Annotated in this window: 18 protein-coding genes; 4 read left to right on the top strand and 14 right to left on the bottom strand. The window is 56.6% G+C overall.

Annotation, left to right across the window (positions count from 1 at the left end; translation table 11 throughout):
* Nucleotide 1 precedes the first annotated feature (1 nt).
* The 4 genes from prfB to xerD form a co-directional block, all read right to left on the bottom strand.
* A protein-coding gene (gene prfB, locus IAI47_RS03835; protein WP_143756065.1) for a peptide chain release factor 2 occupies nucleotides 2-1,100 on the bottom strand; the annotation gives its coding sequence in 2 pieces (ribosomal slippage) (nucleotides 2-1,024 and nucleotides 1,026-1,100; 1,098 coding nt in all).
* Nucleotides 1,101-1,331: 231 nt separating this feature from the next.
* A complete protein-coding gene (gene recJ / locus IAI47_RS03830) occupies nucleotides 1,332-3,068 on the bottom strand; it encodes a single-stranded-DNA-specific exonuclease RecJ (protein WP_008925667.1) in 1,737 nt (578 codons plus the stop codon).
* A gap of 3 nt (nucleotides 3,069-3,071) precedes the next feature.
* Complete coding sequence (gene dsbC / locus IAI47_RS03825; RefSeq protein ID WP_003852889.1) at nucleotides 3,072-3,785, bottom strand: bifunctional protein-disulfide isomerase/oxidoreductase DsbC; 714 nt, start codon at nucleotides 3,783-3,785, stop codon at nucleotides 3,072-3,074.
* A 21-nt stretch (nucleotides 3,786-3,806) separates the two neighbouring features.
* A complete protein-coding gene (xerD, locus tag IAI47_RS03820) occupies nucleotides 3,807-4,700 on the bottom strand; it encodes a site-specific tyrosine recombinase XerD (RefSeq protein ID WP_003852887.1) in 894 nt (297 codons plus the stop codon).
* Between the two features lie 102 nt (nucleotides 4,701-4,802).
* On the opposite strand from xerD, the gene fldB reads away from it, so the two are divergent.
* Nucleotides 4,803-5,321 (top strand): flavodoxin FldB, encoded by a 519-nt coding sequence (gene fldB, locus IAI47_RS03815; RefSeq protein WP_003852885.1) that lies wholly within the window; start codon nucleotides 4,803-4,805, stop codon nucleotides 5,319-5,321.
* A gap of 79 nt (nucleotides 5,322-5,400) precedes the next feature.
* On the opposite strand, the gene IAI47_RS03810 is transcribed toward fldB, so the two are convergent.
* Complete coding sequence (locus IAI47_RS03810) at nucleotides 5,401-5,811, bottom strand: protein YgfX (protein ID WP_008925669.1); 411 nt, start codon at nucleotides 5,809-5,811, stop codon at nucleotides 5,401-5,403.
* Nucleotides 5,786-6,052, bottom strand: coding sequence for an FAD assembly factor SdhE (gene sdhE, locus IAI47_RS03805; RefSeq protein WP_003852881.1), 267 nt, complete (start codon nucleotides 6,050-6,052; stop codon nucleotides 5,786-5,788). Before sdhE ends, IAI47_RS03810 begins: the two co-directional genes overlap by 26 nt.
* 226 nt (nucleotides 6,053-6,278) lie before the next feature.
* Here sdhE and ygfZ point away from each other — a divergent pair, with 226 nt between their 5' ends.
* Complete coding sequence (gene ygfZ, locus IAI47_RS03800) at nucleotides 6,279-7,265, top strand: tRNA-modifying protein YgfZ (protein ID WP_008925670.1); 987 nt, start codon at nucleotides 6,279-6,281, stop codon at nucleotides 7,263-7,265.
* A 49-nt stretch (nucleotides 7,266-7,314) separates the two neighbouring features.
* On the opposite strand, the gene IAI47_RS03795 is transcribed toward ygfZ, so the two are convergent.
* Nucleotides 7,315-7,980, bottom strand: coding sequence for a hemolysin III family protein (locus tag IAI47_RS03795; protein ID WP_008925671.1), 666 nt, complete (start codon nucleotides 7,978-7,980; stop codon nucleotides 7,315-7,317).
* Nucleotides 7,981-8,149: 169 nt separating this feature from the next.
* Between IAI47_RS03795 and IAI47_RS03790 the strand changes: the two genes are divergently transcribed.
* Nucleotides 8,150-8,869, top strand: a complete 720-nt coding sequence (locus IAI47_RS03790; protein WP_003852874.1) for a MurR/RpiR family transcriptional regulator — start codon at nucleotides 8,150-8,152, stop codon at nucleotides 8,867-8,869.
* A 115-nt stretch (nucleotides 8,870-8,984) separates the two neighbouring features.
* Nucleotides 8,985-10,424, top strand: coding sequence for a 6-phospho-beta-glucosidase (locus IAI47_RS03785; protein WP_003852873.1), 1,440 nt, complete (start codon nucleotides 8,985-8,987; stop codon nucleotides 10,422-10,424).
* A 30-nt stretch (nucleotides 10,425-10,454) separates the two neighbouring features.
* On the opposite strand, the gene IAI47_RS03780 is transcribed toward IAI47_RS03785, so the two are convergent.
* The 7 genes from IAI47_RS03780 to pepP all read right to left on the bottom strand — a co-directional run bounded on the left by IAI47_RS03780 (nucleotide 10,455) and on the right by pepP (nucleotide 19,872).
* The gene (locus IAI47_RS03780) at nucleotides 10,455-11,198 is read right to left on the bottom strand and encodes an SDR family oxidoreductase (RefSeq protein WP_008925672.1); all 744 of its coding nucleotides are present in this window, start codon (nucleotides 11,196-11,198) and stop codon (nucleotides 10,455-10,457) included.
* Between the two features lie 66 nt (nucleotides 11,199-11,264).
* Nucleotides 11,265-14,138 carry an aminomethyl-transferring glycine dehydrogenase gene (gene gcvP / locus IAI47_RS03775; protein WP_187961171.1) on the bottom strand — a complete coding sequence of 958 codons (2,874 nt, stop codon included), beginning with the start codon at nucleotides 14,136-14,138 and terminating at the stop codon, nucleotides 11,265-11,267.
* Nucleotides 14,139-14,218: 80 nt separating this feature from the next.
* Nucleotides 14,219-14,605, bottom strand: a complete 387-nt coding sequence (gene gcvH / locus IAI47_RS03770; RefSeq protein ID WP_003852867.1) for a glycine cleavage system protein GcvH — start codon at nucleotides 14,603-14,605, stop codon at nucleotides 14,219-14,221.
* A gap of 23 nt (nucleotides 14,606-14,628) precedes the next feature.
* A complete protein-coding gene (gcvT, locus tag IAI47_RS03765) occupies nucleotides 14,629-15,726 on the bottom strand; it encodes a glycine cleavage system aminomethyltransferase GcvT (protein ID WP_008925674.1) in 1,098 nt (365 codons plus the stop codon).
* 432 nt (nucleotides 15,727-16,158) lie between these two features.
* On the bottom strand, nucleotides 16,159-17,361 hold the full coding sequence (gene ubiI, locus IAI47_RS03760) for an FAD-dependent 2-octaprenylphenol hydroxylase (protein WP_003852862.1): 1,203 nt from the start codon (nucleotides 17,359-17,361) through the stop codon (nucleotides 16,159-16,161).
* Nucleotides 17,362-17,374: 13 nt separating this feature from the next.
* Nucleotides 17,375-18,553 carry a 2-octaprenyl-6-methoxyphenyl hydroxylase gene (gene ubiH, locus IAI47_RS03755; protein WP_033743128.1) on the bottom strand — a complete coding sequence of 393 codons (1,179 nt, stop codon included), beginning with the start codon at nucleotides 18,551-18,553 and terminating at the stop codon, nucleotides 17,375-17,377.
* A complete protein-coding gene (gene pepP, locus IAI47_RS03750) occupies nucleotides 18,550-19,872 on the bottom strand; it encodes a Xaa-Pro aminopeptidase (protein WP_008925676.1) in 1,323 nt (440 codons plus the stop codon). The genes ubiH and pepP overlap by 4 nt, the downstream gene beginning before the upstream one ends.
* Between the last annotated feature and the right edge of the window lie 37 nt (nucleotides 19,873-19,909).

Below are 19,909 nucleotides of genomic sequence, written 5' to 3'. Positions count from 1 at the left end.
TCTATAACCCTGCTTTTAAACTTGCTTCAATGAATCGATCCAGATCGCCGTCCAGCACCGCCTGGGTGTTACGCGTCTCTACGCCGGTGCGCAGATCTTTGATGCGTGCATCATCGAGAACGTAAGAACGGATCTGACTTCCCCAGCCAATGTCGGACTTGTTGTCCTCCAGCGCCTGTTTCTCAGCATTTTTCTTCTGCATCTCAAGCTCGTACAGCTTCGCTTTCATCTGCTTCATCGCCTGATCTTTGTTCTTATGCTGAGAACGGTCATTCTGACACTGGGTGACAGTACCGGTTGGAATATGGGTAATACGTACCGCAGATTCCGTCCGGTTAACGTGCTGGCCGCCCGCACCCGACGCACGATAAACGTCAATGCGCAGATCGGCTGGGTTGATGTCGATATCAATATCGTCATCCACTTCCGGGTAGATAAAGGCAGAGCTGAATGAGGTGTGACGACGGCCGCCTGAGTCAAACGGGCTCTTACGCACCAGGCGATGCACGCCGGTTTCGGTGCGTAACCAGCCAAAAGCGTAGTCGCCTGACACGCGAATAGTGACAGACTTGATGCCTGCAACTTCACCTTCAGACTCTTCAATAATTTCAGTTTTGAAGCCTTTCGCTTCGGCCCAACGCAGATACATACGCATCAGCATGCTGGCCCAGTCCTGCGCTTCGGTGCCGCCGGAACCCGCCTGCAGATCGATATAGCAGTCGGCGCTGTCATACTCGCCAGAGAACATGCGGCGGAATTCCAGTTCGCCCAGCTTGCCCTCAAGGACGTCCAGCTCGGCAACCGCTTCGTCGAAAGTCTCTTCGTCTTCCGCTTCTACAGCCAGTTCAAGCAGACCCTGCACATCTTCCAGGCCCTGCGACATCTGATCCAGCGTCTGCACGATCGCTTCCAGCGAGGAGCGCTCTTTGCCCAGCGCCTGAGCGCGCTCAGGTTCGTTCCAGACATAGGGCTGTTCCAGCTCGGCGTTTACTTCTTCGAGGCGTTCTTTCTTGGCATCGTAGTCAAAGATACCCCCGAAGAACGTCGCTGCGCTCACTGAGGTCCTGAATACGGTTTTTGACCGGGTTAATTTCAAACATGGCTTTGGCGTCTTTCTTATGTTCGATGGGACAGGAAAATTAACGCACAAGTTTACCCGAAACTGGCGGCAGATTGTAGCGCTGAGACAGCAGGCTGATGCCGGGGTTGCGTGACGTGTCGCATTTGCTTATCGGATCGCGGTGACATCCTCACGCGCAGCAGAATAACGCAGAAAACAATCGGGCGGTCGCGCATCTGCCGTAACCGGAGACGCGCGCACCCTGTTTAACTCAGTTCAGCGGCCAGATATGGTCGATGATCAGCTGCACCGAGCGGTTACCACGATACTCATTGATATCCAGCTTATAGGCCAGCTCAACCTGACGAATGCTGCTGTCGGGCCACAGCGTGGTATCGACATTAAAGGCGATACCGTCGATCAGCGGACCGCCGTCCAGCGGCTCGACCATGACTTTAAGATGTCGCTCGCCCACCAGCCGCTGTTGCAGCAGCTTAAATTTGCCGTCAAAAGCGGGTTCCGGGAACGCCTGGCCCCAGGGCCCGGCTTCGCGCAACATCTCGGCGGTCTGCAGGGAAAACTCCTGCGGCTGCAGGGCGCCATCTGACCAGATGATGCCCTGCAGCGATTCGCCATCCAGCCACTCACCGACCAGATCGGCAAAGCGCTGACGAAACTCCTCGTAGCGTGCGGTCTCCAGCGATAAGCCGGCTGCCATGGCGTGACCGCCAAACTTTAGCATCATACCAGGATTCAGGGTATCCAGACGCTCCAGCGCATCGCGCAGATGCAGTCCGGCAATCGAGCGGCCCGACCCCTTCAGCGTGCCGTCGCCTGCTGGCGCAAAGGCAATCACGGGACGATGGAAGCGCTCTTTAAGACGTGACGCCAGAATCCCCACCACGCCCTGATGCCATTCGGGATGATAGAAGGCCAGCCCCAGCGGCAGATCGCGCTGCTCGCGCTCCAGCGCCTGACACAGCGCCAGCGCTTCGCTCTGCATGCCCTGCTCGATCTCTTTACGCGTCTGATTCAGCGCGTCCAGTTCGCTGGCCAGCATCCGCGCCTGGCTGAGATCGTCGGTCATTAACAGCGCAACGCCCACCGACATATCGTCGAGCCGGCCTGCGGCGTTGAGTCGTGGTCCCAGCGCAAAGCCGAGATCGCTGGCCGCCAGCTGACGGGCATCGCGATTAGCAATCTCCAGCAGCGCGCGGATGCCGGGCCGGCATTTTCCGGCACGGATGCGGCTGAGCCCCTGCCACACCAGAATGCGGTTATTGACGTCGAGTGGCACCACATCGGCTACCGTGCCTAGCGCGACCAGATCCAGCATCTCCGCCAGATTCGGTTCCGTGCGGGTGGTGCCAAACCAGCCCTGGGTTCGCAGATGGGCGCGCAGCGCCAGCATCAGATAGAACGCGACGCCCACGCCCGCCAGCGCGCGCGAGGGAAAGTTGCAGTCCGGCAGATTGGGATTCACGATCGCCTCAGCGGCGGGTAAGGTCTCACCGGGCAGATGGTGGTCGGTAATCAGCACCGGAATCCCGTGCTGATGGGCAAAATCAACGCCAGCGTGAGAGGAGATGCCGTTATCGACGGTCAGGATCATCGCCGCGCCGCGCGCACGCGCCTGCTCAACCACTTCCGGGCTAAGGCCATAACCATCTTCAAAGCGGTTAGGGACCAGATACTGCACGTTGCCGCCGCCCATGCTGCGCAGCGCCATGACCGTCAGCGCGGTACTGGTCGCGCCATCGGCATCAAAGTCGCCCACCACCATAATGCGACGCCCATCCAGCAGCGCCTGATGCAGCAGTTCCACTGCACTCTCAATTCCGCTTAAAGACTGGTACGGCAGCAGGTTTTTCGCACCGCGCTCCAGCTCTGCGGCGTCACGCACGCCGCGTTGCAGATAGAGCCGCTTCAGCAACGGCGGCAGCGTGGCCGGTAGCGCATCGTCAACCGTCACCTCACGGCGACGCAGTTCCACTTCCTGTTTTACCACCGATTAACCACCACGCTTCTGATTGTCCAGCACCTGCTTCAGCTCCTGCGGCGACTGATAACCCGGGATCATCATGCCGGTGTCAGTCAGCATCGCAGGGGTGCCCTGAATGCCAAACAGCACGCCCAGTTTGTAATGCTGAGAAATATCGATTTTGCAGCTGTCTGGTGCGGCCATCTTCGGCGCATTGCCTTTCATCGCCTCATCAAACGCTTTATTGCGGTCAGCGCTGCACCAGATCGCCTTCATTGCCGGTTCGATCTGACCATTCAGTCCCTCTCGCGGAAACGCCAGGTAGCGCACGGTAATGCCCAGCGCATTGTAGTCCGCCATCTGCTCGTGCAGCTTGTGGCAGTAACCACAGGTGATGTCGGTGAAGACGGTGATCACATGCTGCTCTTTCGGGGCTTTGTAGACGATCATCTCCGGCACCAGCGCCTCGACTTTTTTGTCCAGCAGCTGGTTGGTGACGTTGACCGGCTGTTTGCCGCTGACGTCATAGAGCGGGCCCTGGATCATATGTTTGCCGTCATCGGTAACATAGAGCACGCCGCTTTCCGACAGCACGGTTTTAAAGCCAGGCAGCGGGGATGGACTGATCTCCGTCTGGTTCAGACCGAGCTTTTTAAGGGATTGCTGAATGGCGCTGTCATCGGCCTGTGCGAGACCGGAAAAGGCGCTGGCTAACAGGGCCAGCATGGCAAAATGCTTGTTCATTTTTATCCTTATGGCCGCGAATCAGGCTCGCGGATGGTGTTGTTGATGCAACTGACGCAGGCGCTCAGTGGCGACGTGCGTATAAATTTGGGTGGTGGAGAGATCGCTATGTCCCAGCAGCATCTGTACGACACGCAGATCTGCACCGTGGTTCAGCAGATGGGTCGCAAAGGCATGACGCATTACATGCGGCGATAACTTTTCGCTGTCGATCCCCGCCAGCGTGGCGTAATGCTTGATGCGATGCCAGAAGGTCTGGCGCGTCATCTGCTGCGCCCGATTGCTGGGAAACATCACGTCCAGCGTCTGCCCATTGAGCAGCCACGGACGACCATGTTCCATATATTGCTCCAGCCAGTAAACCGCTTCTTCACCTAAAGGCACCAGCCGCTCTTTATCGCCTTTACCGATAACCCGGACAACGCCCTGCCGCAGGCTGATGTCGCTGAGCGTCAGGCCAATCAGTTCGGAGACACGCAGGCCGGTGGCGTAGAGCAGCTCCAGCATTGCTTTGTCGCGTAGCTCCAGCGGAATATCGATATTCGGCGCCTGCAACAGTCGTTCGACCTGCGCTTCACTGAGATCTTTCGGCAAACGCTGCGGCAGTTTTGGCGCGGACAGCAGTGCGCTCGGATCGTCCGGTCGCAGCTTTTCGCGATAAAGATACTGGAACAGGCGACGCATGGCGCTGAGCAACCGCGCTGAGCTTGTCGCTTTGTAACCGCCCTCCAGCCTTTCGGCCAGGAACTGCTGCAGATCCAGTGGCGTCACGCTGAGCAGCGTCAGCTGATGATGCGCCAGCCAGCCGGTCAGCGTCTGAAGATCCTGACGATAAGAGGAGAGAGTATTCTGCGCCAGATTGCGTTCAATCCAGAGCGCATCAAGAAACTGTTCTGTCAGATCGCTGTCCTGCACGTTGTCTCCGCCGTCTGGTGTAAAATCATGCTCATTATGCCTGATTCAGCAGCGCTTCTGGTACAATTGCGCCAAAGTCAGTATTTACAGAGTGTTATCTGCATGAAAATCGGTCTTTTTTACGGTTCAAGTACCTGTTACACCGAAATTGTAGCGGAGAAAATTCGCGATTTTATTGGCGAAGAGTTAGTGACGCTGCATAACGTGAAAGATGACGACCCACGCCTGATGGAACAGTACGATTTGCTGATCATGGGCATCCCGACCTGGGATTTCGGTGAGTTGCAGGAGGACTGGGAGGCGATCTGGACGCAACTGCCCGCGCTGAATCTGCAAAACAAGATTGTTGCGCTGTATGGCATGGGCGATCAGATTGGCTATGGCGAGTGGTTTTTAGATGCGCTCGGCATGCTCCACGATTTGCTGCAGCCCATGGGCGTGCGGTTTGTCGGCTACTGGCCGCTTGAGGGCTATGAGTTCACCAGTCCTAAACCGCTGAGTGCCGATGGCTCGCAATTTGTGGGTCTGGCGCTGGATGATGTGAATCAGTTCGAGGTCACCGATGAGCGCGTTGAACAGTGGTGCGAGCAGGTATTAACCGAAACCGCTGCACTGCTCTGAACGATTCCGTGCTCTGGATTGCCGCTGTAGAACCCGGGCGCCTGCAGATGCCGGCAGATAATAGTCTGACCTGTTGCCATTAATGTCGCGCTTTGCTGAAACAGCAGGCGCGTAATGCACGCCATTCGCCGGGCTGCATATTGTCCCGCATCAGCCACCATCTCAGCGTAGCGCCCTTTTCACTCCTGGCCACCAGCAAGACGCCAATCGGTAACCAGCGCAGCGGCTGGGTCGGTCGCCAGCGTTTTCCCTGCCAGATCCAGCAATGACCGCCTTCCCGCTGTAACTCACCGTGCCGCTGACGCAATCGCCGGAAGCTGCACCAGCCTTCAGCCAGCAACAACAGAATAACCGGCACTTTAATCAGCCAGCCACCCACCGGCAGCGGCATCAACACGACGCCAGTCACGGCTGCCACCAGCCAGGCGCACAGACATCCGCACGCCAGGCGGGAGGGCTGCAGCTTACATTGCCACGGGGCCGCGATCATGGTTACGCTGCTGGATCAAATTCACCATCCGCTTAAGCTCTGGATCTTTTGGCTCACCGTGATTCATCAGCCAGTTAAACAGGTCGGGATCGTCACTCTTCAGCAGGTTAACAAAGACCTGCTTATCAGTGTCATTAAGCGTGTCATACTCAAATTTGAAGAACGGCATAATAGCCACATCCAGTTCCAGCATGCCGCGACGGCAAGCCCACTGAATACGTGATTTATCATTAATATCCATGCATCAATTTCCACAATTCACAACGTGGCCGCTAGTGTAACCTGGTTTAATGCAGCTCGCAGGCGCAGCGTCGCAGGCTGTGCAACCTGCCACATTTCAGATTGTAGCTTTTCAGGGTTATCACGCCTTTTGTGCGCCGTTTTCCGTAAACAGGTTGCATTGCCAGTCGGCTCTTTTAACATTGAAGACAATGTTCCGGATGAACCTTCTAATACAGGATATCTCCATGCCCACTTTTACTTTACCGCCGCGCCAGCCTGCCGCGTCGTCTCGCCTGCCATTAACCCTGATGTCACTGGATAGCTGGGCGCTGGTTTCCATTACCGGTGCTGACAGTACCGCTTACCTGCAGGGTCAGCTAACGCTGGATGTCGCGGCGCTGGATGCAGACCACCATTCGCCCGCCGCACACTGCGATGCCAAAGGCAAAATGTGGAGTAATATGCGCCTGTTCCATCGCGGCGAAGGCTATGCCTATCTGATCCGCCGTGAACTGCGCGACACCCAGCTGACTGAGTTAAAAAAATACGCGGTGTTTTCGAAAGTGACGATGGCAGCTGACGATGAGTGCGTGTTGCTGGGCCTGGCCGGTTTTCAGGCCCGCGCCGCGCTGGCAAATCTGTTTGATAACCTGCCCGACAGCGAAAAACCAGTGGTGCAGCAGGGAGAAACCACGCTGCTGTGGTTTGCCCAACCCGCCGAACGTTTTCTGATTGTTACCTCGCTGTCACAGGCAGAAGCGCTGAAACAGAAGCTTAATGACGATGCTCAGTTTAATGACAGTCAGCAGTGGCTGGCGCTGGACATTGAAGCGGGCATTCCGGTAATCGATCCGGCCACCAGTGTGCAGTTTATTCCTCAGGCCACCAACCTGCAGGCACTGGATGCTATCAGCTTCAAAAAGGGCTGCTATGCCGGTCAGGAGATGGTCGCCAGAGCGAAATATCGCGGTGCCAATAAACGCGCGCTCTACTGGCTGGCGGGTCAGGCAAGTCATCTGCCCGAAGCCAATGCTCCACTGGAGTTACAGATGGGTGAGCGCTGGCGTCGTACCGGCAGCGTGCTGGCTGCGGTGCAGTTAGATGATGGAATCAGCTGGATTCAGGTAGTGCTGAATAACGATCTGGAGCCGGACAGCGTGCTGCGGGTTGAAGGTGACGAAGGCGGGCATCTGACCATTCAGCCGCTGCCCTACTCGCTGGCTGAAGAGTGATGTAACCGCATGGCCCTTTCATTAACGGAAGGGCCATGCCGCAAACTACTCAGCGCACATAAAAATAGATGGCGCAGAAGTGGCAGAGACTGCCGCCCAGCACAAACAAATGCCAGATGGCGTGGTTAAAGGGAATGCGGCGTGCCACATAGAAAATCACCCCAAGCGAATAGATAATTCCGCCTGCGGCCAGCAGCCAGATGCAGCCCGGCGGCAGGATCATCGCCAGCTGATAAACCACAATCAGCGACAGCCACCCCATGCAGAGATAGGTCACCAGCGACAGCGCTTTAAAGCGATGTGCAATCGTGAGCTTGAACACAATACCCGCCAGCGCCAGCCCCCAGATCACCCCCATTAAGCCATACGCCAGCGGCGTCCTCAATCCGACCAGCAGAAATGGCGTATAGGTCCCCGCAATCAGCAGATAGATGGCACAGTGATCGAGCTTTTTCAGCCAGGGTCTGGCGGGCCCATCCGGGATTGCGTGATAGAGCGTTGAGGCCAGAAACAGCAAAATCATGCTGCCGCCATAGAGGCTGTAGCTGATAAAGGTGATGGTGTCAGCCTGCCTCTCAGTGGCCTGATGGAGCATCAGCACCAGCCCGACGATGCCAGACAGGCAGCCAAGACCGTGACTGATACTGTTGGCAATCTCCTCGGTAATGGAATAGCCCGCAGAGGGTCGATGTTTTTGAGAGAGTGTGGTGGTCATATTAGTTTCCTGAACAGCGCCATAGCAGTAGTCACTGTTACCCAGCCTACCCAATAATTTTTTCAGTGTACACGTGTACGCTAAAAATGCTCACAGAAATTCACTATCCCTTAAACCACGTACTGAATCTGGTAAACTGACCATCGGTCAACTGTTTAATGAGTCATTCATGTTTTCGCATCGCGATCTCGCCCGCCTTAACGATCTGGAAATGCAGGTCTATCAATTCATCATTAAGCACCGCGAGGGCGTCAGCTATATGACGATTCGCGAGCTGGCTGAGCAGGCTGCCGTCTCCACCACCACCGTGCTGCGCTTCTGCCGCAAGATGGATTGTGAAGGCTGGTCAGAGTTCCGCATCCGCCTGCGCTTAAGCGAACAACAGCGTGCACCGCTGCTCAACACGGCGGGCGTCAGTGAAATGCTGAGTTTTTTCAAGAGTATTAATAACCCGGAGTTTGAACAGCTCATCACGCAGGCTGCGCAGAAAATTAATCAGGCGGATCGGGTTTTCTTTATTGGCGTCGGCACCTCCGGCAGTCTGGCAAAATATGGCGCGCGGTTTTTCTCTAACCTCGGTAAATTCAGTCACGCCATTGACGACCCCTACTATCCGGTCAGCACTGACCTGTATGAAAATGCCGTCGCCATTATTTTATCGGTCTCCGGCGAAACGGAAGAGATCCTGCGCATTGCCAGTCAGTTCAGCCTGAAGAAGTGCAAAATCATTGCGATAACGAATACAGAAAGCTGCTCTCTGGCGAAGATTGGTGATTTTAACCTCTGCTATCACGTGCCGATTATTCGCATGGCCGACAATTCTGACATTACCACTCAGGTGCCGGTGACCTATATTATTGAAGCAATAGGCCGCCAGCTGGGGAAATAAAACAGCCTGTTTTTTGGATGTAACAAACGTAATTCCAGGCGCGCTGTTATATCGTGACTTTCAATATTGCCTTGCTACACTCAGCTCAATTTCAATATCCGTAATGGAGTAAAGCATGAGTGCAGAATTGCAGTTACCAAAAGGCTTTCTTTGGGGCGGTGCGGTCGCGGCGCATCAGGTTGAAGGTGGCTGGGATCAGGGCGGCAAAGGCGTCAGCATTGCTGACGTGCTGACCGGCGGTTCACACGGCGTTGACCGCGTGATCACCGACGGCGTACAGCCTGGTCATTTCTATCCGAACCACAAAGGCGTGGAGTTTTATTCTCATTATAAACAGGATATCGCGCTGTTTGCCGAGATGGGCTTTAAATGCTTCCGCACCTCCATTGCCTGGACCCGCATCTTCCCCAATGGAGATGAGCAGCAGCCTAATGAAGCGGGCCTGCAATTCTATGACGATCTGTTTGATGAACTGCTGAAGTATGGCATTGAACCGGTCATCACGCTTTCGCACTTCGAAATGCCTTATCACCTGGTCAAAGAGTATGGCGGCTGGCACAACCGCAAAGTGGTCGACTTCTTTGTGCGCTTCAGCGAAGTGGTGCTGAACCGCTATAAGAACAAAGTGAAATACTGGATGACCTTTAACGAGATCAACAACCAGCGCAACTGGCAGTATCCGCTGTTTGGTTACTGCTGTTCAGGTGTGATCTTTACCGAGCATGAGAAACCTGAACAGGCAATGTATCAGGTCATGCACCACCAGTTTGTTGCCAGCGCTAAAGTGGTGAAGCTCGGTCACGACATCAATCCTGACTTCCAGATTGGCTGCATGATCGCCATGGTCCCTGTCTACCCGTTCTCCTGCCACCCGGACGATGTGGTGCTGGCGCAGGAGTCGATGCATCAGCGCTATGTGTTCAGTGACGTGCAGATGCGTGGCTACTATCCGGCCTACACGCTCAGGGAGTGGGCACGTAAAGGTTATGACATTCAGATGGAAGCGGACGATGCTGAGACGCTGCGCCAGGGCTGTGCAGACTATGTCGGTTTCAGCTACTACATGAGCAACGCCGTGAAGAGCGATGCCAGCGGCGTTGACGATCCCATCACCGGCTTTGAAGGTGTGGTGAAAAACCCGCATGTGAAAGCGTCAGACTGGGGCTGGCAGATCGATCCGGTCGGCCTGCGTTATGCCATGAACGAGATGTATGAGCGTTACCAGAAGCCGCTGTTTATTGTCGAAAACGGCTTTGGTGCGATCGATAAGCCCGGCGCTGACGGCCTGATTGAAGATGATTACCGCATCGACTACCTGCGTGCGCACATCGAAGAGATGAAGAAAGCCGTAGCGTATGATGGTGTGGATTTAATGGGCTACACACCATGGGGTTGCCTGGATTGTGTCTCTTTTACCACCGGCCAGTACGATAAGCGCTACGGCTTTATTCATGTGAATAAAAACGATGATGGCAGCGGCGACTTTTCTCGTGCGAAGAAGAAAAGCTTCAGCTGGTATCAGCAGGTTATCGCCAGCAACGGCGAAAACCTCTGATTCCTGAAGCCGCATAAGCTACGAAGTGAGTTAACGACCACCGGCAGCGTCAATGATGCTGCCGGTGACGTATGAGGCCGCATCGCTGGCCAGCCAGACAATCGCTTCCGCTACCTCTTCTGCCTCACCGCCGCGCCCCATCGGAATCGCGCTGGCAAGTCTGTCTACCCTGCCCGGCTCTCCACCATCGGCATGCATCTCTGTATAGATAAATCCCGGACGTACGCCATTGACCCGAATCCCCTGCTGCGCCACTTCCAGCGACAATCCTTTGGTCAGCGTATCCATCGCCCCTTTTGAGGCGGCGTAATCTACATATTCGCCAGGCGCACCGGTACGCGATGCGGCCGACGAGACGTTTACAATCGCGCCGCCCTGACCGCCGTGATGCGTGCCCATCCGCTTAACCGCCTCACGACAGCAGAGAAAGGATCCGATGACGTTGGTCGCAAAGACCTTTTGCAGTCGCGCCGCCTCAAGCTGTTCGGTGCGGCATTGCTGAAACAGAATCCCGGCGTTGTTCACCAGCAACGCCAGCGGCATAGAGTGCTTGTCGAGCTGCGCAAACATCGCCATCATCTGCGCTTCATCACTGATATCCGCCTGAACCGCAAAGGCTTCACCGCCCTGCTGCTGGATCTGTGCCACCAGCTGTTGCGCTTCGGCCTCGCGCTGACGATAGTTCACTGCAACCCGATAACCCCGGGCTGCCAGTAATAGTGACGTGGCCCGCCCGATACCGCGGCTGCCACCCGTAACCAGTGCCAGTTTCATGCTGATTCTCCATAACAAAGGGCCGACGAATCGGCCCCTGATGATTAACGCTTGCCCGTAGGGAGATTACTGATAATCGCTCATCGGCACGCAGGAGCAGAACAGATTGCGGTCGCCAAACACATCATCCAGACGTTTTACGGTCGGCCAGTATTTGTTATGGCTGCCTGCCGGGAAGACCGCCAGTTCACGGCTGTAAGGATGTGACCACTCACTGACGATTTCCAGCTGGGTATGCGGCGCATTAACCAGTGGGTTATCGTCCAGCGGCCATTCCCCTGCCGCCACCCGGTCAATTTCCATACGGATCGCCAGCATTGCGTCAATAAAGCGATCCAGTTCGATTTTACTCTCTGACTCGGTCGGCTCCACCATCAGCGTACCCGCCACCGGGAAGGACATGGTCGGCGCGTGGAATCCGTAATCGATCAGGCGCTTAGCAATATCCAGCTCACTGATGCCGGTTTGCTCTTTCAGCGGACGGATGTCGAGAATACATTCGTGCGCCACACGGCCATCGCGGCCGGTATAGAGCACCGGATAAGCAGACTGCAGGCGGCTGGCAATATAGTTAGCATTCAGAATCGCGACCGAACTGGCCTGTTTCAGCCCTTCGGCGCCCATCATGCGAATATACATCCAGCTGATCGGCAGAATAGAGGCGCTGCCAAACGGCGCTGCGGAGACCGCGCCCTGCTGCGTCAATACACCGTCGATTTGCACCACGCTGTGCCCCGGAACAAACGGAGCCAGGTGCGCTTTCACGCCAATCGGTCCCATACCCGGACCGCCGCCGCCGTGCGGAATGCAGAAGGTTTTGTGCAGATTGAGGTGCGAGACATCTGCGCCGATGTAGCCTGGCGTGGTGATGCCGACCTGCGCATTCATGTTCGCGCCATCCAGATACACCTGACCGCCATACTGATGCACGATCTGGCACACTTCACGGATGGTCTCTTCATAGACACCGTGTGTGGAGGGATAAGTTACCATGATGCAGGAAAGTTTGTCGCCCGCCTGCGCTGCCTTTTCACGCAGGTCGCCAAGGTCGATGTTGCCCTGTTTGTCGCACGCGACCACGACCACATCCATGCCCGCCATCTGGGCTGAGGCCGGGTTCGTACCGTGTGCCGAACTCGGGATCAGACAGAGATGACGCTCGCCCTCGCCGCGACTTTCGTGATAGCGGCGGATCGCCAGCAGCCCGGCATATTCCCCCTGCGCGCCAGAGTTAGGCTGCATGCAGAGTGCATCATAGCCGGTGAGCTGCACCAGCCACTGCGACAGCTGGCCGATCATCTGCAGATAGCCGGTAGCCTGTTCAGCCGGGCAGAATGGATGCAGCTCAGCAAACTCCGGCCAGGTGATCGGGATCATCTCAGCGGCAGCGTTGAGCTTCATGGTGCAGGATCCGAGCGGGATCATCGCCTGATTCAGCGCCAGATCCTTTTTCTCCAGGCTGTGCATATAGCGCATCATCTCGGTTTCGCTGTGATGACGGTTGAACACCGGATGGGTCAGGATTTCGCTGTGACGCTGCAGGCCCGCAGGAATCGCGTGGCTTTCACTGGCGACTTCGCTGTCGAGTTTTTCCAGATCCTGCCCATGTTCATCACCCAGCAGAATAGCAAACAGCGCCAGAATATCTTCGCGGCAGGTGGTTTCATCCAGCGTGATGCCAACGGCATTATGGATGTCGCTGCGCAGGTTAACGCCAAAGCTCAGAGCGCGGTTCAGCACAGCGGCTTTATCCGCCACTTCCACCGTCAGCGTATCGAACCAGTGCTGATGGCGCAGTTTCAGGCCGCCCTGCTGCAGTCCGGCTGCCAGGATGCTGGTGAAGCGGTGAATGCGTGAGGCAATACGTTTCAGACCAGCCGGGCCGTGGAAAACTGCATAGAGACCCGCAATGTTTGCCAGCAGCACCTGCGACGTACAGATGTTGGAATTAGCCTTTTCACGACGGATATGTTGTTCACGGGTCTGCATCGCCATGCGCAGTGCTGTGTTGCCTGCGGCATCACGTGACACACCGATGATGCGGCCTGGCATAGAGCGTTTATGCTCGTCGCGGCTGGCGAAGAAGGCAGCGTGCGGACCGCCGTAACCCATCGGCACGCCGAAGCGCTGAGCGGAACCAAAGACAATATCTGCGCCCTGCCTGCCTGGCGCTTCCAGTAACACCAGCGACATAAAGTCTGCCGCCACGCTGACCACGACTTTGCGTGCTTTCAGCCCGGCAATCAGCGCGCTGTAATCGTGCGCGTTGCCCGTCGTTCCCACCTGTTGCAGCAGCACACCAAACAGGTCGTCGTGATCCGCGGCCTTGTCGGCGCTGTCGATGATCAGTTCAAAACCGAACGTCTCTGCACGAGTCCGGACCACATCCAGCGTCTGAGGATGAATATCGTCGGCAATGAAGAATTTATTGGCGTTTTTGAGCTTACTGACGCGTTTTGCCATCGCCATCGCTTCGGCTGCAGCCGTGGCTTCATCCAGCAAAGAGGCGGACGCAATATCCATGCCGGTAAGATCCAGCGTCAGCTGCTGGAAGTTCAGCAGTGCTTCCAGGCGGCCCTGCGAGACTTCAGGCTGATACGGGGTATAGGCAGTGTACCAGCCCGGATTTTCCAGCATATTACGCAGGATAACCGGCGGAGTGATGACCGCGCTGTATCCCATACCAATCCAGGATTTGTAACGCAGATTCTGACTGGCAATGGCTTTCAGTTCGGCCAGCGCCTGCTGTTCAGTCGCGGCTTCGCCAACGGCGGGTGGACCCGGCAGCTGAATATCTGCCGGCACAATCGTGCTGATTAACGCGTCCAGCGAACGGGCACCAATCGCGTCAAGCATCTGCGCCTGCTGCTCAGGTGAAGGACCGATATGGCGCTCAATGAATGCACCGTTGTGTTCAAGCTGGCTGAGAGTCTGAGTCATTAGCAGTAAATCCTGAATCGGGCTGGGGGAACCGGAGAGCAAACAAAAATCTGCGGCCTCTGTCTGAGGCCGCCTGACGATTACTCGTCGATGGAGGCTTTATAAGCATCCGCATCCAGCAGCGTGTCGATTTCAGACGCGTCACTGGCTTTGATTTTAAATAACCAGCCGCCGTCATAAGGCTCGCTGTTGACCTGCTCCGGTGAGTCAGTCAGGGCATCGTTGACCGCCACAATCTCACCGCTAATTGGCGCATAGATATCTGACGCCGCTTTAACGGACTCTGCCACCGCGCACTCTTCACCGGCGGCAAACGTCGCGCCCACTTCCGGCAGATCGACAAATACCATGTCGCCCAGTAACTCCTGCGCATGTTCAGTAATACCCACGGTGTAGCTGCCATCGGCTTCTTTGCGCACCCATTCATGGCTGTCGCGGTACTTCAACGTATTCGGCACATTGCTCATTGGCCATTTCTCCTGAATAAAATTTACTGAGCGACCGGTTTACCGGCGCGGACAAAAACGGGACGGGTAACCTGGACGGGCATCTGGCGGTTACGGATCTCAACGATGGCGGTGCTGCCGACCGAGGCCGGTACGCGCGCCAGGGCGATGCTGCAACCCAGCGTCGGTGAGAAAGAACCACTGGTGATGATCCCCTCCTGTGGCTGCCCCTGGTCATCGGTGAAACGCACCGGCTGGCCGTTACGCAGCACCCCTTTTTCTGTGAGAATCAGCCCCACCAGCTTTTCTGTGCCGCGTTCACGCTGCAGTTCCAGCGCTTCCCGGCCAATGAAATCGCGGTCAGAAGGTTCCCAGCACACCGTCCAGCTCATGTTGGCGGCCAGCGGTGAAACGCCTTCGTCCATCTCCTGACCATAAAGATTCATTCCGGCTTCCAGGCGCAGTGTGTCGCGTGCGCCCAGTCCGGCAGGTTTTACGCCAGCTGCCAGCAGGCGCTGCCAGAAATCGGCTGCCTCACCGGCGGGCATCGCAATTTCATATCCTGCTTCGCCGGTGTAACCGGTGGTCGCGATAAACAGGTCACCTGACTGCACACCAAAAAACGGCTTCATGCCAGCCACAGCCTGACGCTGCTCCTCGCTGAACAGCGTCTGCGCTTTCTGCTGCGCCTGCGGACCCTGCACAGCAATCAGCGCCAGGTCATCGCGTTCCATCAGCGTAATGCCATAACCCTGCGCATGTTGTGTGATCCACGCGAGATCGTTTTCACGGGTTGCGGAGTTCACCACCAGCCGGAAGAACGATTCGCTCATAAAGTAAACAATCAAATCGTCAATGACGCCACCCGACGCATTCAGCATCCCGGTGTAAAGCGCTTTGCCTGGCTGCGTCAGTTTTGCCACATCATTCGCCAGCAGATAGCGCAGGAATTCGCGGGTACGCGGTCCTGTCAGGTCGACGATGGTCATGTGAGAGACATCAAACATCCCGGCGTCAGTGCGCACCACATGATGTTCATCCATCTGGGAGCCATAGTGCAATGGCATCATCCAGCCATGAAAATCCACCATGCGGGCACCGCAGGCCTGATGCTGTTCAAACAGAGGTGTTTGCTGAGTCATAACCATCCTGTGCAGAAGCGAGTGAGGGCAAAATTGCGCCGGAATTGAGTGCCGACGCAAACGTTCTCTTACGACTGACGTTACCACCGAATCTGACGATTAACCATAAGCAAACCGGGGTCGAACGCAGATGCACAGCCTAACCAGAAACAGCCTGTGACAGGATAAAAAACTGCAATTTTGTGATTAATCGCGCAATAAATGCAGGGACTTTAAATATACACAGCAAATTTATGCGGCAAGGCGTTCAGGATGTTAAAAAAATCCCGCTGCCCGCGAAGAGATGAATGAGAAAAAGTAATGCGAAATTGCTAGCAAAATTAGAATAAATCAAACGAAGACCCGGACTGGTGCAGCATTGCCTTTTGGTGGTGCAGAGGGATTCAGACATAAAAAAAGCCAGCAGACGCTGGCTTATCAAAAGGCGAGAATTTAGCGAAGCCAGGCGGGCAAATCATTCAGGCCCATCGCCTGCTTCAGCATCATAGGTTTTACCCCTGGCAGACGATCAGCCAGTTTCAGACCGACGTCACGCAGCAGTTTTTTCGCCGGATTATTGCCAGCGAACATCTCCCGGAAGCCCTGCATGCCAGCCAGCATCATTGCGGCGCTGTGTTTACGGCTGCGCTCGTAGCGACGCAGATAGAGGTGCTGACCAATATCTTTGCCCTGCTGATGCAGGCGGCGAATCTCGCCAATCAACTCGGCGGCATCCATAAAGCCAAGGTTTACGCCCTGCCCCGCCAGCGGATGAATGGTGTGAGCCGCATCGCCCACCAGCGCCAGACGGTGTGCCGCAAAGTTGCGGGCATAGCGCGCTACCAGCGGGAACGATTTGCGCTCGCTTTCCAGCTGACACAGGCCGAGGCGCATATCAAACGCCACTGAGAGCTGCTGATTGAACAGCGCTTCCGGCATGGTTTCCAGACGGCTCGCTTCCTGTGGCGAGAGCGACCAGACGATGGAGCTCAGATGCGGATCCTGCATCGGCAGGAAAGCCAGAATACCGTCGCCGTGGAACACCTGGCGGGCCACCGCGTCGTGCGGCTTCTCAGTGCGGACGTTAGCCACTAACGCACGGTGATCGTAATCCCAGAAAGTCAGCGGAATATCGGCTTTGTTGCGCAGCCAGGAGTTAGCACCGTCAGCGGCAATCAGTAATCGCGCGCTTAACATACTGCCATCCTGCAGCGTAACAAAGGCTTCGTTGTCACCAAATGCCACCTGCTGTAACTGCGAAGGTGCCATTATCGTCACGTCGCTGCAGGCGCTGGCACGTTGCCAGAGCGCAGTGTGAATCACCGGGTTTTCGACGATATGGCCCAGATGTGACAAGCCCTGCTGCTCATCATCAAAAGCGATGGAGCCGAAGCTGTCCTTATCCCACACTTCCATGCCGTGATATGCGCGGCAGCGCAGCGAAAGAATGGTCGACCAGACATCCAGCTTCTGCAGCAGCCTTTCGCTGGCGGCGTTTATCGCCGACACGCGAATCGACGGTGACGCACTCAGCGCCAGCGGTGGCTCCGGCGATTTTTCCAGCACGGCGATACGCAGTCCGCTGCCCTGCAAGCCGCAGGCCACCGCCAGCCCCACCATACCGCCACCGGCGATCACCACATCAAAAGTTTGCATCTGAGCCTCTTTATTAACGCTTAACCCAGCCAAGCGTACGCTCAGCCAGTTGATTTCGTAGCCACGGCAGATGATCCATCGCCAGCAGGCCCAGGTTACGTCCTGCCACCAGTGGACCATACTGGTTTGCAAAAACGCGCACCAGTCCGTCGGTGATGCCGATAGTGGCGGCGCGATCGGGCTGACGACGCTGCAGGTAATGATGCAGCACGGTATAGCTGCCGGGATCCTGCTGTTGACGATGGGCGGCTGCCAGCGTTTCAGCCAGCGACATCACATCGCGCAGGCCAAGATTGAAACCCTGCCCGGCAATGGGATGCAGCGTCTGTGCTGCATTGCCCACCACCGCCACACGGTGCGTCACCGGCGACATCGCCCGGTGCAGCGCCAGCGGGTAGTATTCTCGCTGACCCGTGTGAGTAAATTTGCCCAGCCGCCAGCCAAAGGCACGCTGCAGCTGACTCAGGAATTCAGCCTCGCTCCACTGCTCAATGCGTTCGCGCTGCGAAAGCGGATGACACCAGACCAGCGAGAGACGGTTGCCAGACATCGGCAGCAGCGCCAGCGGGCCATGCTCGGTGAAACGCTCGAAAGCGCGGCCCTGATGGGGCAGCGCAGTGGAGACATTGGCAATTACCGCGAGCTGCTGATAGTCGTCTCTTTGCCACTGAATACCGCACGAGGCGGCCAGGGCAGAGCGCGTGCCATCCGCGGCCACCAGCAGCTTGCCGCTGAGTTGTTCGCCACTGTCCAGTGTCACCTCAACCTGCTGGTCGCTTCGGTGAGCCTGGGTAACGCGTGCAGGACAGCGCAGCGTCACGCCTGGCGCTTTTTTCAGTTCCGCAAACAGCCGCTGACCGACATCAAACAGCTCGACAACCTGCCCCAGCGCCGGAATGTCATAATCAGCCGCCGCCAGTGACACAAAGCCCGCGTGACCGCGATCGGAGACATGGATATGGGTAATCGGCGTGGCGCAACGGGCAATGCGCTGCCACAGGTTGATATCCGCCAGTTGCTGGCAGGTTCCGGCCGCGAGGGCAATCGCGCGGCCGTCAAAACCGGGATGCGCCCGGCTGCCTGGCTCGCTGCTTTCAATCAGCGTCACCGGCAGTGTGCCCTGGGTGAGATGGGAGATCGCCAGCGCCAGCGTCGCCCCGGTCATGCCGCCTCCGGCAATCAGAATTGTCATGCCTGTTTTGCCGCCGCCATCAGTGCTTCAATCTCATCGGCTTCTTTCACGACGCTGTCGGTGAGATTCTCAATGCCCTCTTCCGTGATCACAATGTCATCTTCGATTCGGATGCCAATGCCGCGATATTGCGCGGGTACATCCGCATCCGGCCCGATATAGAGACCCGGCTCAACGGTTAACACCATGCCCGGCTCCAGAATCCGATCGCGACTCGGGGTGCCGTAGTGACCTACGTCGTGAACGTCCAGCCCCAGCCAGTGGCCCAGGCCATGCATATAGAACTGGCGATGTGCGTCTTCGGCGATCAGGGTATCGATGTCACCCTCCAGGATACCCAGCTCCACCAGACCGGTCATCATAATGCGCACCACTTCGTCATTCACTTCGCGAATGCTGACACCAGGCCGGAACATCTCAAGCGATCGCTTCAGCGAAGCCAGAACGATGTCATAAATGGCGCGCTGCGCCGGGCTGAATCGGCCGTTAACCGGGAAGGTACGGGTGATATCACCGGCATAGCCGTGGAATTCACAGCCAGCATCGATCAGCACCAGATCGCCGTCGCGCATCTCACTTTCGTTTTCGGTGTAGTGCAGAATGCAGCCGTTCTCGCCGGCCCCCACAATGGTGTTATAGGAGGGATAACGCGCGCCGTGACGGGTAAATTCGTGATGGATCTCCCCTTCCAGCTGATACTCAAACATGCCCGGCTGACAGGTTTGCATCGCGCGAGTATGCGCCAGTGCACTGATTTTCCCGGCGCGGCGTAACAACTCAATTTCATCCGCATCTTTAAACAGGCGCATCTCATGCACCCATGGACGCCAGTCAGTGACGGTGGCTGGCGCGCTAAGATTCTGGCGGAAACCGCGACGCAGTTTATCCAGTGCGCTGAACACCAGAGTGTCTGCGTGAGCATATTCGCCCTGCGCATGGTAAATCACATCCAGGCCGTTCAGCAGCAGGTGCAGCTGTTCACCAATATCGGTCCAGGGTAAGGCACGATCCACGCCGAGTTTATCGGGCGCGGCCTCCTGACCCAATCGACGACCAGACCAGACTTCCGCTGCGGGGTCACGCACGCGGTTAAACAGCACGCTGTGGTTGTGATTTTCATCGCTTTTGATCAGCACCAGCAATGCCTGCGGCTCATTAAAGCCGGTGAAATAACTGAAGTCGCTGCTCTGGCGGAAGGGATATTCGGTGTCGTTACTGCGCGTCACTTCAGGCGCAGCAAAAATCAGCGCTGCGCTGCCAGGCACCATCTTCGCCAGCAGCGCCTGACGACGCTGCAGGTATCGTTCCAGTGAAATCATCTCTGCACTCCCTGTAAACTGACCGGTTAAACGCGTT

The sequence above is a fragment of the Pantoea sp. MT58 genome (assembly GCF_014495885.1).
Lineage (GTDB): Bacteria > Pseudomonadota > Gammaproteobacteria > Enterobacterales > Enterobacteriaceae > Pantoea > Pantoea eucalypti.
This window is presented reverse-complemented; position numbering and strand designations above follow the sequence as displayed.

What these genes read in the sequence shown, in the direction of transcription:
- IAI47_RS03790 (WP_003852874.1), top strand. Translation starts at nt 8,150, where the DNA reads ATGTTTTCGCATCGCGATCTCGCCCGCCTTAACGATCTGGAAATGCAG.
- sdhE (WP_003852881.1), bottom strand. Translation starts at nt 6,052, where the DNA reads ATGGATATTAATGATAAATCACGTATTCAGTGGGCTTGCCGTCGCGGC.
- ygfZ (WP_008925670.1), top strand. Translation starts at nt 6,279, where the DNA reads ATGCCCACTTTTACTTTACCGCCGCGCCAGCCTGCCGCGTCGTCTCGC.
- ubiH (WP_033743128.1), bottom strand. Translation starts at nt 18,553, where the DNA reads ATGACAATTCTGATTGCCGGAGGCGGCATGACCGGGGCGACGCTGGCG.
- fldB (WP_003852885.1), top strand. Translation starts at nt 4,803, where the DNA reads ATGAAAATCGGTCTTTTTTACGGTTCAAGTACCTGTTACACCGAAATT.
- IAI47_RS03810 (WP_008925669.1), bottom strand. Translation starts at nt 5,811, where the DNA reads ATGATCGCGGCCCCGTGGCAATGTAAGCTGCAGCCCTCCCGCCTGGCG.
- gcvT (WP_008925674.1), bottom strand. Translation starts at nt 15,726, where the DNA reads ATGACTCAGCAAACACCTCTGTTTGAACAGCATCAGGCCTGCGGTGCC.
- IAI47_RS03785 (WP_003852873.1), top strand. Translation starts at nt 8,985, where the DNA reads ATGAGTGCAGAATTGCAGTTACCAAAAGGCTTTCTTTGGGGCGGTGCG.
- ubiI (WP_003852862.1), bottom strand. Translation starts at nt 17,361, where the DNA reads ATGCAAACTTTTGATGTGGTGATCGCCGGTGGCGGTATGGTGGGGCTG.
- pepP (WP_008925676.1), bottom strand. Translation starts at nt 19,872, where the DNA reads ATGATTTCACTGGAACGATACCTGCAGCGTCGTCAGGCGCTGCTGGCG.
- IAI47_RS03795 (WP_008925671.1), bottom strand. Translation starts at nt 7,980, where the DNA reads ATGACCACCACACTCTCTCAAAAACATCGACCCTCTGCGGGCTATTCC.
- IAI47_RS03780 (WP_008925672.1), bottom strand. Translation starts at nt 11,198, where the DNA reads ATGAAACTGGCACTGGTTACGGGTGGCAGCCGCGGTATCGGGCGGGCC.
- dsbC (WP_003852889.1), bottom strand. Translation starts at nt 3,785, where the DNA reads ATGAACAAGCATTTTGCCATGCTGGCCCTGTTAGCCAGCGCCTTTTCC.
- gcvH (WP_003852867.1), bottom strand. Translation starts at nt 14,605, where the DNA reads ATGAGCAATGTGCCGAATACGTTGAAGTACCGCGACAGCCATGAATGG.
- gcvP (WP_187961171.1), bottom strand. Translation starts at nt 14,138, where the DNA reads ATGACTCAGACTCTCAGCCAGCTTGAACACAACGGTGCATTCATTGAG.